Genomic DNA, 13039 nt, shown 5'->3' with positions numbered 1-13039 from the left:
ATACTTACACAAAAAGTTCTCTATCCTGTCTTTTTAATAATCACTTTGATATTAAATATCTTCTTGAGCAGTTCCATAATGTATAGCTGTCCCAGTATTTCTGTTCAGTGGCATTAATCTTCAATTATTCTCGCTTTTCCATTTTTCAAATCTACTTCGATGGTCAATAACCTATCTGGGAAATTATCTTCATTCACCGTAATTCCTTTACTGGTATCGATTACCGGCGCCGAATTGATTTCTTTATGATATTTATCAAAATCAATTATCATTTTCCCATTCTTTTTTTCCCACATGATTCCGATATAATTCTTATATTTCTCAACATAAGAACGCCCATTCTTCTTCGATGAAGCTGACTGTTTTTATCAACATAGTCTTTCAGTTGCGCCTCTTTACTTTTCAACTTGACCGATGCCTCTTCGAACCCCTCCAGATTTCCTGCCGCGTCTAGCATCATACATTCCCGTTTCTGCTTTCGCACTTTCCTCTCAAGAACTCTCTGCACCTGTGTCTGTTTGTAGAGCTTGTCGTTTGCAACCATATCTTCTGTTGGAAAATGTCTCTGCTCATTTACTCCTGGAATGAATGGGCATTTATGGTGTTTGCAATTAATTCTCAGAATCCCGTCCGTCTATTTTTTTCTTAATTTTATTTTTGTGGGCGGCAAATGGGTGGCAAATTCACTGAATCGCACTGAACACAGTCGAGAAACCGCCTATTTACGCGATAGTGAGCAAACAGTTTCTACGTGATCGCAGAACGGGAACATATCAACCGGCTGAATCTTTTCCACCTTATAATGATGCTTTGTCAGATATTTCAAATCTCTTGCCAACGTCTCCGGATTGCAGGAAATGTAGATGACTTTCTTCGGTGATAACTTTACAACAGAAGATAAGAATCTTTCATCACTTCCGGCTCTCGGCGGATCCATAAATACCACATCGGCTTTTTCACCTTTTGCTGCCATCTCGACCATAAATCTTCCGGCATCTCCCTGATAAAATGCAGCATTCGTGATCTTATTCTCTTTCGCATTGATTCTGGCGTCTTTTACTGCATCTTTGTTTAGCTCCACGCCAATCACCTTACCGGCTTTCTTCGCAGCAATCAGCCCAATTGTTCCAATTCCGCAATACGCATCAATCACCGTCTCTTTTCCTGTCAGGCCGGCATAATCGATGGCAGTCTGATATAAAATCTCTGTCTGCACCGGATTGACCTGATAAAAGGACTTCGGTGAAATACGAAACATACAGCCACATAATCTGTCTTTAATAAACCCCGGACCGAAAATCGGCTTTTCCCGGTCTCCCAGAACCATGCTTGTCTGTCTGTCATTTACATTTAACACAACGGTCGTAATCTCCGGATGCGCTTTTCTAAGCGCTTTTACAAAATTATTTTTCGACGGAAAAATCGGCGAACCTGTGACAAGGACGACCATAATCTCTCCGGTAGAGAATCCACGTCGAATCAGCACATGACGCAGAAGTCCATAACCTGTGTCCTCATCATATGTCCGGATTTTAAATGATTTCAACATTCCACGAATCGTCCGGATAATCTCCTGACTCTTCTCATCTTCAATCAGGCAATTCTCCACCGGAACTACTCTATGCGTTCCTTCTTCGTAAATACCGGAAATAATATTTCCTTTCCGGTCACGGTCAAATACCGCATGCACTTTATTCCTGTAATAATATGGATTCTCCATTCCGATGATTGGACAGACCTTCCCGTATGCTCCAAGAAGACTCTGTTCTTTTTTCTGCTTTTTCTTAAGCTGCTCTTTATAAGGAATACCCTGAAACTGGCAGCCACCACATTTCTTCGATATATTACATTTCATAATTTCCAACTCACCTGTTACCGTTCATACACTTTTCAGACGGTAACACTCCTCTTTCATCTATAACTGTTCAGAACCCCACCACACAAATTCGCAAAACCGCACGATACTCGTGCTTTCCCACTGCTACGCAGCTAATTTTGCTCATATGTGGGGTGGTAACTCTATTCGAGTCACCTTGAAATAAGAAAAACCGCTACTTACATGCAAGCATGACGCATCAATTTTTCTTATTTCAAGGGGTTCGGAATAGTTATCTTCTATTATAAATTGTAGACATTTTCCCTGCAACCTTTTATAATCAAATCATGTTGTTATTTAAAGGAGATATCAAATGAATACTAATCAACACAATCGCGAATCTTTTGGCAGTCGTTGGGGCTTTATCCTCGCCTGCATCGGCTCCGCCGTCGGCATGGGAAATATCTGGATGTTTCCAACCAGAGTGTCCCTTTACGGAGGCGGCTCTTTCCTGATTCCTTATATATTTTTTGTTGCCCTCATCGGCTTCACCGGAGTCATTGCAGAAATGAGCTTTGGCCGTGCTACCAGATCTGGTCCGGTCGACGCATTTGGCTGCGCCTGCGAGGCAAACGGCAAACGAAAACTCGGAGAAGCCCTTGGCATGATTCCAGTTCTCGGTTCCCTTGCAATGGCAATCGGATACACCGTCGTTATGGGCTGGATTTTAAAATATGCAATCGGTACCCTGACCGGTTCGACTCTTGCCCCAGATAATGTAGAAGAATATGGAAATGCTTTTGGCAGTATGGCTTCTGCATTTGGAAATAATGGATGGCAGATTGGCGCTTTGATTATCTGCATGTTAATCCTCATGCTCGGTGTCGGGGGCGGAATCGAACGTGCCGGTAAAATCATGATGCCACTTTTCTTCTGCCTGTTTATTATTCTGGCAGTTTACGTTGCATTCCAGCCGGGAGCCATTAATGGATACCGCTACATTTTCCGGGTGGATCCGGAAATGCTGGCATCCCCGTCTACATGGATTTTTGCTCTTGGGCAGGCATTTTTCTCCCTGTCTGTTGCGGGAAATGGAACTCTGATTTATGGTTCCTACCTGTCAGATAAGGAAAATATACCCGCTTCTGCCGCAAAAGTAGCACTTTTTGACACCATCGCCGCAGTCCTTGCAGCCCTGGTCATCATTCCAGCTATGGCAACCACCGGAGCACAGTTAAATCAGGGAGGACCGGGACTATTATTCATCTTCCTGCCGAATCTGATTCGTTCCATGCCGGGAGGCCGGATCATTGCAATCATTTTCTTTGCAGCCGTATTCCTTGCAGGGATGACATCACTAATCAACTTATACGAAGCACCAATTGCAACGGTACAGGAAAAACTACATTTATCCCGCGTACCTGCATGCGGTGTCATTGCAGTAATCGGAATCATCGTTTCACTTCTGATTCAAGGCATCGTCTCCACATGGATGGATATTCTTTCTATATACATTTGTCCACTGGGCGCGGGGCTCGCCGGAATCATGTTCTTTTGGGTATGTAAGAAAAGCTACGTCGAAGAACAAGTCAATAAAGGCCGGGAACGGAAATTCACCAAATACTTCATTCCTGTCTGCAAATACATCTATGTACCAATCTGCTTTATCGTACTGATTCTTGGAATCGCACTTGGCGGGATTGGCTAACAAAAAAATCGGGATACTCTACATGATAGGATATCCCGATTCTTTTTTTACATATCAAACTCTATGATGCGCTTTCTGCTTTATCTCCAACTCGAAATCTTGCCATGCAGATCAAAGTCGCCACTGCCACAATCACTCCACCTGCAAATCCAATATCCTTCAGTGAAATCTTTGTATACACTGTTCCGCCAAACCAGGTTCCGCAGCCAATTCCCAGATTGAAAATTCCTGAGAAGATCGCCATAGCAACAGATGATGCAGCCGCAGAGACACAACCAATCAACTCTGCCTGAAAGCTTACCTGAAATGCCATAATCGCCAGTCCCCATCCAGCACATACCAAAATCACGGTATACATATTGACTGAAGCTGGATATAAGAGCAGCAGAGCTGCCACAACACCAATCATAACGGTCTGAACAAAAGCATACCGATGATCATCATAATATCTTGAGAACAAATAACTTCCTCCAAGCCCGGCTACTCCGAATAACATCAATGCCATAGTTACCCAGTTACTCGGAAGCCCTGCTACCTTCTGCAAAAACGGCTCGATATAACTGTAGCTTGTATAATATCCGGTCGCCACAAGAAATGTAATTACATAAATGCTCATCAATCTTGCATTTTTGAAAAGCTCCGGAAGCTGTCCCACGGAAAATGATTCTGTTCCTTCCAGCTTGGGAAATACAAATGCCAGATAGCCAAGTACCAGAAATGAAACTATCGCCACACATAAAAATGTCATTCGCCAGCCGATCTGAAGTCCGATCATTCGGCCAAGCGGCATTCCAATTACCATGGCAATTGACGTTCCGGTAATAATTGCACTAAGAGCCTTTGACTGATGCTCTTTCGCCACAACCCGAACTGCAACCGGTGATGCGATCGCCCAAAAAATGGAATGTGCACACGCCACACCAATACGTGACAATACAAGAAAGGTAAAGCCACTTGAAATTACCGACAACACCTGACATACCGCAAACACACTTAACGTTCCAAGCAGCAATTTCTTCGGCTGTATCCTGCACACTAACAACATCAGCGGCAGCGACAATAACGTCACAGTCCAGGAATAGGCTGTAATCATCACGCCCGCCTGAGCCTCCGTCATATGAAACTCATTAGAAATATCCGTCAAAAGCCCAATCGGCATAAATTCCGAAGTATTTACCAAAAACGCTGAAATCGTCATACCGATCAACGGGAGCCACTCCCGTAAAGTCATCTTCGTCTTCATCTATAATGTCCTCGCTATTCTTTAAAATCATTATTTTGTCCGCGGACAATTATAGTATAATAGCTAAGTAGTGTCAATAAAATCAAATAATTATACACACCCGGAAATCTCCTAAAATGAATAACGAAACAGTTGAAAAGCCACACATTTCATGATAATCTATAACCGCTTTAAGAGAAGCAATCTGCAACTCTTTCAAAGTTCTAAGTCGTAAGACATCTCATTTCGGTGTTTCATGTTCGAAACTGCTATCCGATATGAAGAGAAATGTAACTGTAGGCATAGATATTCTATTGCAAAGATGAATCGAAAACTTTATAATGAAAAGAGCAATGGGATATTCTTCAATAATATTTATGGAATAAAATATATGCAAAGAAAGGACTATTTCAATCTATGAATACTGCAGCATTTATACAATTTTTGTTAGAACGCTTCAAAATCGAACATTCAAAACGTGACCGCTCTGGCGTTTATGGATTTACTCAGCGTTTGATGGCATATAACTCCAACAAAATCGAAGGAAGCACCCTGACCGAGGAACAAACCGCCTCTCTCTTTGATACCGGAGTCCTCCCAAAATCTGAAGACTATTACCGTGCAAAAGATGTAGAAGAAATGAATGGTCATTTCCTAATGTTCAATAAAATGCTTAATACTCTGGACCTCGAACTCGCAGAAGAACTAATTAAAGCTTTTCACTATGAGCTAAAAAGCTGGGTATTCGAAGATCGCGCAAATGGCTACGCAATCGGCGATTATAAAAAGCGTCCTAACATGATAGGCATATATGAAACAGTATTTCCAAGCCAGGTATCCGATGAAATGTCACAATTATTAGCCTGGTACAATAATCAGGATATTTCCCTAGAAACACTTGCCGAATTCTATGCCTGCTATGAAAGTATTCACCCATTTCAGGATGGAAATGGACGAACCGGGCGTATGATTCTCTTCCGCGAATGCCTGTATCACGGCATTGCTCCATTTATCATCGAAGACGCTAATCGCCCAGAATATCTCGATGCCCTGAAATCATACCGTCAAGGAAAAGACGTGACAGCATTGACTTCATTATTTCAAAAAGAACAGGAATACTACTGGAATCGTTGTCAGTACTTTCTGGCAGAATAAATGTATATGCGAAAGAGGTCCGGCTGGACCTCTTTACTTTACTTCAAATGCCCGATTCATCTCTTTTCTTCCATAGTACATCAACATCTCTTTGTATACTTCGTTCATTTACTCCATATTCATTGGCTTCGGCTGCTTTATTTACAATGTACCCGTTCAGTAGTTTTGTATAAATTCCAAGTACACGCTCGATTTTGCCATTCTTGTATTCTTCCATATTGCTCCTCCGTATCGGCTCATTTCTTATGCCATTATACGTTTTGCAAATGTCAGAAACTGTCTCTCTGCAAAAGTTTTTCTATAAAATTGCTATTTTCTTCCACCTTAATCAATCAAATCGTTCTGAAATCTGGACAAATGTTCATATGGCAGAATGAGGCGCCCACGATACAGTCCGCAGCCGTCGTTAATCAGGCTGTTATTCATTGCTGCGAACATATTAACATCAAGGTCTTTTAAATCTAAATTAAAAAGTTTCATTCCGCGCTCGTATGCCTCATCGAAGTAAATGCATTCCCCTTTTGGAACTGCATCTCTTCTTGCTCGTTCATGCTCCTGACGCTTCTCATACCCCAAGTGATTCGCCGGTCCGATTTCCGCGATGTCGTCCATTTTCTTTGTTCGAAGCTGCACTTCCATATAGCTTCTGGACGTATTATCATAAAATGTGATATGTAAAGACTGATAACCGTACATGGTCGGGTTGGATATGAAATCTCTGTAATATGGCTTTACTTCGCCGTCCAACAAGTCTGATTTACTCTCCCGGACTCCTTTTGCCGGCTCGGCTGTAAAGCCGCGTTCTTCCAGAAATCCCGGCAGCGCATTGGCTATCTGATAAAGATATTTCATCTCTTCCTCTTCGAGATTCTGTCCCGGCTTCAGATGACATTTCGGCAATGCAATTACAATCCGATATGCGATAATATCCCGAAAACAGCTCAGTTTTTCTTTTAAATCTGCCACGGCCGGATATGTTCCATGTTCCTCATAATAATTATAAATGTATTCCACAATGTAGCCGTTGAATTTTTCTTCTGTACGTATCAAAGATTTGATTCTTCCACGAAATGTAAAGGCGAGAAATGGAAATTCTTTTGCCATGTACTTGTAAAATTCCCGGATTTTCTGTGACTGGGAAGTCAGGAAATCGTTGTGCTCCAGCATTTCCTGTACTTGAAGGAGACAATTGCTATGCACAAGGTCGATTTCATTATGTGTCCGCTTTGCTTCTTTTCTCAAATCTGTCATATAATTTTGTATAATTTTAAAGATCGTATCCCCGGAATATAAATAATCGTTTAATGTAACCATCTGTCAGTCTCCTTTACTCGTCTGGATTCAATGGATAAATGCTGTATCTACTGCATTTCTCATCATCAACCGAATCTCTTCATCGGTAATTCTATAATGCTCCTGAATAAATTGCAATTCTTTTGTCATGGTTGTGTTGCTGACGGTCCGGTTATCTGTGTTGATCGTCACCTTGATCCCGTTGTCCAGGAACTCCCGAAGCGGATATTGACTTTCGCTTTCTACAGCTTTCGTCTGAAGATTGCTGATCGGGCACATCTCGACACCGATTCCTTTTTCCCGGATCATTTTCTGGACTTCTGAATTACCTCGCATGGCGATTCCATGTCCAATTCGAAGTGCTCCTGCCTCTACGGAATCCAGAATGTTCTGCACGTTTCCACACTCCCCGGCATGAATGGTAAATGGCATTCCAAGCTTTTTTGCTTGTCCAAATAACTCCATGAATTCTGACATCGGATAGATGGCCTCAGCTCCTGCAAGGTCTGCCGCGCACACACCATTTCCAAGGTATTCTCTTGCTGTCCGGATCATACGGAGATTCTCCTCATAGCTGTGATGGCGCATGGCACAGGTAATAATGCCATAATCCACACCGAACTCATTTTTTCCACGATTCATCCCCCGAATGACTGCCTCTATCACCTGACCGCAGCTTAAGTTTTCATTTTCTGATAAAAGCGGGGCAAACCGCACTTCCGCGTACCGGACATTTTCCTGACTCATACTTTTTAATACGTCATACCCTGCCAGCTCCAGTCCTTCCTCGTCCTGCAGACACTGTCCTGGAAGATCGAATTTCTCCAGATATTCCTGAAGGCTCTGGCAGTCATCAGATACATGAATTTCAGAAGGCTCTACTTTTCTTCCAAGACGGCTTTCCAGAAATTCCCGACTCAGTGAACCGTCCAGGTGACAGTGCAGTTCTATTTTCGGCAATGCTTTCAATTCTTCCAATGTCATAGCTTATCCCACTTTCTTTTATCATCTAACATAGGCTCATTATAAAACAAAGGCTATCACTTTTCAGCAATAACCTTCATTTTTTCGACAATTACTTCTACTGTATATGCCGCTTTTATTTTTCTTCTAATACAGAAGTACAGTATGGACAACGGGTTGCCTTGATACTGATTTCACTCTGACAGAACGGACATGTCTTTGTTGTCGGCTCTGCCGGTGCTTCTTCTTTTTTATTAAAAGAAAGTAATTTGTTAATTCCTTTCATCAGACAGAACAAGATCAGTGCCATGATAAGGAAATTTACAACTGCTGATACAAAACTAGATGCAAATCCTGCAACGTCTGTCATAGTGTAAGTTGCACCGCCTGTCAAAAGATTTAAGATCGGATTGATAAAGTTGTCGGTCAGAGATGTTACAATTCCGGAGAATGCGCCTCCGATAATCACACCGACTGCCATGTCCATAACATTACCGCGTAAGGCAAATGCTTTGAATTCTTCCATAAATTTTTTCATGATGAATCTTCTCCTTTGTATTTTACTCTGTATACTATCATACCATATTCTGGTCGAAGATTCCACGGCCTTCTTTTTGGCACTTTGTATTTTCTGTCTCACACTAAAGTGATGATTCAAGAATGCCTCGGCATTCTTGTTGCGAGGTGGGAGTCATCTCCCAGCTGATATTATTTGTCAACCATTGTGTTACACATGGTTGACATTTGTTTTTTTGCATGTTAAAGTATGTCTTGTATAAAATTTCAGAAAAATGAATTACTCAAGGAAAGAGAGGTCTTCTAATGATTTCAAATCAAAATACATCTACGGATCCACAGCTTTCACGCGAAGAAGCAATTGAAATACTCAACACGCCGGATGAAAATCTGGATGAGCTGATTGCCCGGGCTGAAAAACTGCGTCGAAAATACAAAGGAAATCATGTAAGTATCCACATTCTTACTAATGCCAGAAGTGGAAACTGTTCTCAGGATTGCGCTTACTGTGCTCAGTCCTGCCGTTCAAAAGCTGACATTGATAAGTACAAATGGGTCGCAGATGAGAAATTATATGCAGACAATGATTTTGTCAATGAGCATCATTTGTCACGCCACTGTATCGGACTTAGTGGAATGAAATTTACCGATGCAGAGATTGAAGAATTGGCTGAAAAAATTCGAAAAATGAAAGAACAGGGAACACACCTGTGTTGTTCTATCGGTTTTCTGACAGAAAAGCAGGCATTGATGTTAAAGGAAGCCGGACTTGACCGCATCAACCATAACTTGAACAGCAGCCGTGCTTATTATCACAACATCTGTTCCACTCACACATTTGAACAACGCGTTGCTAATATAAAAATGCTTCAAGGGCTTGGTTTTGAAATCTGCAGCGGCGGCATTATTGGTATGGGCGAAAGCAAAGAAGACGTGGTAGATATGTTACTGGAGCTTCGCGAGATCCGACCGGAGGCACTTCCAATCAACTTCCTTCTTCCAATTCCGGGAACACCTTTAGAGCACGCCGATATGTCCGCTCTCACAACTGCTTACTGTATGAAAGTCCTCTGTCTTGCAAGACTTTTAGTTCCGCAGTCCGATATCCGCTGTGCCGCAGGACGTGAGATTTATTTTAAAGGAGAAGAAAAAAATCTGCTCCGCGTCGTTGATTCCATATTTGCCTCAGGATATCTTACCGCTGGCGGACAGGGAATCAAAGATACGATCCAGGCAATTGAAGACGCCGGATTCACTTATGAGATTGAGTCCGCTTAATAAATTTAACGTCTTTGTACATCATTAAATAATAAGGAGAGTTTTACTATGACACATGACAATACAAATACACAGACATTTCGAAAAACAAGTACTTACGCTATGGTCGTAACCGCACTTATGGCAGCTGTGACCTGCATTCTCGCACCATTATCTGTTCCAATTGGTCCGGTGCCAATTTCACTTACTAACTTTGCGATCTACCTGTCTCTCTATCTGTTAGACTGGAAAAAGGGAACTTTGAGTTACCTGATTTACCTGTTGCTCGGATTGGTAGGGCTTCCGGTATTCTCCGGATTCACAGGTGGACTGGCAAAACTGGCAGGTCCGACCGGCGGATACATCATCGGATTTATTCCAATGGCAATCATCGCAGGTATTGTCATCGACAAATTCACCAACCGTGGAATCCAGATCCTTGGAATGATCGTTGGAACTGCAATCTGCTACGCATTTGGAACAGCATGGTTCTGCCTCCAGGCCGGATATACGGTAGGCGCAGCACTTGCAGTCTGTGTCATTCCTTTCATTCCTGCGGATCTGTGCAAAATGGTCATTGCAATGATTATCGGACCGATGGTTCGCAAAAGACTTGGAACTGTAGCACAGCAATAATTACACCAGATGATTTTATAAAAGCATACAGATAAAGATATAAAAAGAGATTAGAGCATCTACCAGAAATGGCAGGTGCTTTCCTTATGCTCATTTTATGGAAAGGAAGAGCGCATGGCAGGGCTTATTTTATGGGGGATGAACATGATATATCAAGAAAGATACGTTTACCATATCAAAGATGAATACTTTGAAAAAGTACAGGATTTCAACTTCATGCAGAACAAAGAGGGCGGTACACATCGTCCTATATCATTGTCATCAGAAATGTTCCCAATGTAAACAGCACAATTCCTGCAACAGATTTCGGTGTCAGTTTTTCTTGAAAAATGATCCGCGAAAATGCAATTGTTATCAAAATGCTTAATTTATCAATTGGCACAACTATGCTCGCTGGTCCCTCCTGCAATGCTCTGTAATAACATAGCCAAGAAGCTCCTGTTGCAAATCCGGACAGCGTAATGAACAGTAATTCCTTTTTTTCAATTTTACAGACTTCATCTGTTTTTCTTTTCAAAAGCACCATAAGCCATGCCATAGCCAGCACGACTGATGTACGAATTGCTGTTCCGAGATTTGAGTCAATACCAGAAATACCAATTTTCCCCAATATCGCAGTTAAGCTGGCAAATATCGCAGATAATACAGCATAAATAAACCAACTTCCAATGTGTTGTTCTCTATCCTCTGTTACTTCTTTTCTGGTAATCATCAATGCAGTTCCAATTCCAATCAGACATACACAGCCTGCTTTTTCCAACGTCAATCCTTCATGAAGAAAAATAAGTGCGAGAAGAATCGTCAAAATTGTACTGGATTTATCAATCGGCACAACTTTGTTAATATCTCCTTTCTGAAGTGCATGAAAATAACACAGCCAAGAGGCTCCTGTTGCCAATCCTGACAGCACAAGAAATAATAATGTTTGTCCGCTTATATTTTTCAATTCGGGCAATGTCCCAGTTAAAAGTACCATTATCCAAGAGAACAAAAGTACCACAATAGTTCTTAGTGCCGTTGCCACATCTGAATCTGTTTTTTGAATCCCACATTTTGCAAGAATTGCTGTAATTCCCGCAAAAAAAGACGATCCTATTGCATATAAAATCCACATATGCACTCTCCTCTGTATTATACCTGAAGTGTATTCATTTGTATTATATTCTTTGCTGGAAACAATTTCAATTTCCACACTTGCAACTCTTCAGATTTTTTACAAATTGATAATCTAAATACCCAGAAACTATTCTGTCTGCGATGACAGAGGAATTTTATTCATAATCGAGTAGGAGGGCGTGTGAAAAAACGAGAGTTTTTTCATGCGCCCAAAAAACCTTGTACCAGTTCGCTTCATCCTCCGAATCTTCATCATCCTTCAGTCCGTAGACCACTGGATAGAATGTAGGATCAACACGCCTGCCTTCCAGAATATCCAGTGCCTTCGTATGAAGCTCGAACGCTATGGAATGTCTGTCCGTACCAGCTGTCGTGATAATGAAGTGCAACGGATTCTGTCGGGCATCTGATGAACCCTTTATCATAACATCGTATCAGGAGATTCAGGAGCTATATTCACAAGTTGGTTCCTTCTCTTTATATTTTCATTCCTACTGTTCTTCGATATGTTCCAGTCCTTGGGCAATCACAGAACGCACATGTTCATCAGCAATCATATAAAATATAGTTTTTCCTTCACGTCGTTTTTTTACCAGTCCACTTATTTTCAATACATGCAGCTGATGAGATACGGCAGAATCTGTAATCTGCATTTTTTCTGCCAGTTCTCCAACACAATTTTCTGATTGGAACAGGCGAAACAGAATTTTTACCCGTGTAGGATCACCTAAAACTTTAAAAAAGTCTGTCAGACGATTCAATTCCGGTTCATCTGGAATATCATAACTACTCATTTTCACTTTCCCATGCAATCACATCCTCCTCCCTTGCTAATCATCTGGCTCTTTACAATTACAGTTTCTTTACAAACAATGCCCGAATCGCATTTAATACAGCCAGAATCATTACACCTACATCTGCAAAAATTGCAAGCCACATATTGGCAATTCCTACTGCTCCAAGAATCAGACAAATCAGTTTTACGCCAATGGCTACTGAAATATTTTGATATACAATCTTCAGACACTTTCTGGAAATCTTAATGGCAGTTGCTATCTTCATAGGATCATCATCCATAAGCACTACATCGGCGGCTTCTATGGCTGCATCAGAACCCATTGCTCCCATTGCAATACCAATGTCTGCTCTTGATAATACCGGAGCATCGTTAATTCCATCCCCTACAAATTCTTTAGGCTACAATCAATAGCGGTGTAAACGAAAAAGCAGTCTTAAACTATAGAAAAACTGCCCTTTCGTTTGCACTGCGTTTGATTTTGCCAAAGTGAACAAAGTCGCGTCCCTGTAGCCGATATGTATGGATTTTCAATTCTTGCTTTTTTTATGAATACAAGTG

Annotated in this window: 14 protein-coding genes and 2 pseudogenes; 4 read left to right on the top strand and 12 right to left on the bottom strand. The window is 41.5% G+C overall.

Annotation, left to right across the window (positions count from 1 at the left end):
- Positions 1-113: 113 nt before the first annotated feature.
- The 3 genes from LI149_RS04905 to rlmD form a co-directional block, all read right to left on the bottom strand.
- On the bottom strand, positions 114-296 hold the full coding sequence (locus tag LI149_RS04905) for a hypothetical protein (protein ID WP_227143027.1): 183 nt from the start codon (positions 294-296) through the stop codon (positions 114-116).
- Positions 269-622 carry a phage minor capsid protein gene (locus LI149_RS04900; RefSeq protein WP_255647448.1) on the bottom strand — a complete coding sequence of 118 codons (354 nt, stop codon included), beginning with the start codon at positions 620-622 and terminating at the stop codon, positions 269-271. Before LI149_RS04900 ends, LI149_RS04905 begins: the two co-directional genes overlap by 28 nt.
- A gap of 96 nt (positions 623-718) precedes the next feature.
- Positions 719-1855, bottom strand: coding sequence for a 23S rRNA (uracil(1939)-C(5))-methyltransferase RlmD (gene rlmD, locus LI149_RS04895; protein ID WP_227143026.1), 1137 nt, complete (start codon positions 1853-1855; stop codon positions 719-721).
- A gap of 334 nt (positions 1856-2189) precedes the next feature.
- Here rlmD and LI149_RS04890 point away from each other — a divergent pair, with 334 nt between their 5' ends.
- Positions 2190-3524, top strand: coding sequence for a sodium-dependent transporter (locus tag LI149_RS04890; RefSeq protein WP_227143025.1), 1335 nt, complete (start codon positions 2190-2192; stop codon positions 3522-3524).
- A 61-nt stretch (positions 3525-3585) separates the two neighbouring features.
- Here the strand turns inward: LI149_RS04890 and LI149_RS04885 are convergent, their stop codons facing one another.
- Complete coding sequence (locus LI149_RS04885; protein WP_117605941.1) at positions 3586-4767, bottom strand: sugar transporter; 1182 nt, start codon at positions 4765-4767, stop codon at positions 3586-3588.
- A gap of 396 nt (positions 4768-5163) precedes the next feature.
- Here LI149_RS04885 and LI149_RS04880 point away from each other — a divergent pair, with 396 nt between their 5' ends.
- The gene (locus tag LI149_RS04880; RefSeq protein ID WP_173785816.1) at positions 5164-5901 is read left to right on the top strand and encodes a Fic family protein; all 738 of its coding nucleotides are present in this window, start codon (positions 5164-5166) and stop codon (positions 5899-5901) included.
- Between the two features lie 43 nt (positions 5902-5944).
- On the opposite strand, the gene LI149_RS04875 is transcribed toward LI149_RS04880, so the two are convergent.
- From LI149_RS04875 to mscL, 4 genes are all read right to left on the bottom strand, one after another.
- A complete protein-coding gene (locus LI149_RS04875; protein WP_173794256.1) occupies positions 5945-6118 on the bottom strand; it encodes a hypothetical protein in 174 nt (57 codons plus the stop codon).
- A 107-nt stretch (positions 6119-6225) separates the two neighbouring features.
- Positions 6226-7215 carry a guanosine polyphosphate pyrophosphohydrolase gene (locus tag LI149_RS04870; RefSeq protein WP_215650713.1) on the bottom strand — a complete coding sequence of 330 codons (990 nt, stop codon included), beginning with the start codon at positions 7213-7215 and terminating at the stop codon, positions 6226-6228.
- A gap of 27 nt (positions 7216-7242) precedes the next feature.
- Positions 7243-8178, bottom strand: coding sequence for an adenosine deaminase (add, locus tag LI149_RS04865; RefSeq protein ID WP_118447251.1), 936 nt, complete (start codon positions 8176-8178; stop codon positions 7243-7245).
- A gap of 115 nt (positions 8179-8293) precedes the next feature.
- Entirely contained in the window at positions 8294-8695 is a 402-nt protein-coding gene (gene mscL / locus LI149_RS04860) for a large conductance mechanosensitive channel protein MscL (RefSeq protein WP_173785819.1), read from the bottom strand.
- Positions 8696-8979: 284 nt separating this feature from the next.
- On the opposite strand from mscL, the gene bioB reads away from it, so the two are divergent.
- Complete coding sequence (bioB, locus tag LI149_RS04855) at positions 8980-9951, top strand: biotin synthase BioB (RefSeq protein WP_022278750.1); 972 nt, start codon at positions 8980-8982, stop codon at positions 9949-9951.
- A 48-nt stretch (positions 9952-9999) separates the two neighbouring features.
- Complete coding sequence (locus LI149_RS04850) at positions 10000-10566, top strand: biotin transporter BioY (RefSeq protein ID WP_117495678.1); 567 nt, start codon at positions 10000-10002, stop codon at positions 10564-10566.
- A gap of 247 nt (positions 10567-10813) precedes the next feature.
- On the opposite strand, the gene LI149_RS04845 is transcribed toward LI149_RS04850, so the two are convergent.
- The 4 genes and pseudogenes from LI149_RS04845 to LI149_RS04830 all read right to left on the bottom strand — a co-directional run.
- Complete coding sequence (locus LI149_RS04845; RefSeq protein WP_168934013.1) at positions 10814-11680, bottom strand: EamA family transporter; 867 nt, start codon at positions 11678-11680, stop codon at positions 10814-10816.
- Positions 11681-11927: 247 nt separating this feature from the next.
- Positions 11928-12116: pseudogene (locus tag LI149_RS04840) on the bottom strand (terminase large subunit); the annotation flags it as partial.
- 57 nt (positions 12117-12173) lie between these two features.
- Complete coding sequence (locus LI149_RS04835) at positions 12174-12476, bottom strand: helix-turn-helix transcriptional regulator (protein ID WP_168934012.1); 303 nt, start codon at positions 12474-12476, stop codon at positions 12174-12176.
- A 58-nt stretch (positions 12477-12534) separates the two neighbouring features.
- A pseudogene (locus LI149_RS04830) lies at positions 12535-12870 on the bottom strand (heavy metal translocating P-type ATPase); the annotation flags it as partial.
- Positions 12871-13039 lie beyond the last annotated feature (169 nt).

Origin of the sequence: Dorea sp. 210702-DFI.3.17, assembly GCF_020560825.1 — a bacterium.
GTDB lineage: Bacteria > Bacillota > Clostridia > Lachnospirales > Lachnospiraceae > Dorea > Dorea formicigenerans.
The sequence above is the reverse complement of the archived record's forward strand: the minus strand, read 5'-3'. Positions and strand labels throughout refer to the sequence as shown.

Coding starts and splice junctions, on each gene's coding strand:
- LI149_RS04905 (WP_227143027.1), bottom strand. CDS start 296: ATGTGGGAAAAAAAGAATGGGAAAATGATAATTGATTTTGATAAATAT.
- rlmD (WP_227143026.1), bottom strand. CDS start 1,855: ATGAAATGTAATATATCGAAGAAATGTGGTGGCTGCCAGTTTCAGGGT.
- LI149_RS04890 (WP_227143025.1), top strand. CDS start 2,190: ATGAATACTAATCAACACAATCGCGAATCTTTTGGCAGTCGTTGGGGC.
- LI149_RS04885 (WP_117605941.1), bottom strand. CDS start 4,767: ATGAAGACGAAGATGACTTTACGGGAGTGGCTCCCGTTGATCGGTATG.
- LI149_RS04880 (WP_173785816.1), top strand. CDS start 5,164: ATGAATACTGCAGCATTTATACAATTTTTGTTAGAACGCTTCAAAATC.
- LI149_RS04875 (WP_173794256.1), bottom strand. CDS start 6,118: ATGGAAGAATACAAGAATGGCAAAATCGAGCGTGTACTTGGAATTTAT.
- LI149_RS04870 (WP_215650713.1), bottom strand. CDS start 7,215: ATGGTTACATTAAACGATTATTTATATTCCGGGGATACGATCTTTAAA.
- add (WP_118447251.1), bottom strand. CDS start 8,178: ATGACATTGGAAGAATTGAAAGCATTGCCGAAAATAGAACTGCACTGT.
- mscL (WP_173785819.1), bottom strand. CDS start 8,695: ATGAAAAAATTTATGGAAGAATTCAAAGCATTTGCCTTACGCGGTAAT.
- bioB (WP_022278750.1), top strand. CDS start 8,980: ATGATTTCAAATCAAAATACATCTACGGATCCACAGCTTTCACGCGAA.
- LI149_RS04850 (WP_117495678.1), top strand. CDS start 10,000: ATGACACATGACAATACAAATACACAGACATTTCGAAAAACAAGTACT.
- LI149_RS04845 (WP_168934013.1), bottom strand. CDS start 11,680: ATGTGGATTTTATATGCAATAGGATCGTCTTTTTTTGCGGGAATTACA.
- LI149_RS04835 (WP_168934012.1), bottom strand. CDS start 12,476: ATGAGTAGTTATGATATTCCAGATGAACCGGAATTGAATCGTCTGACA.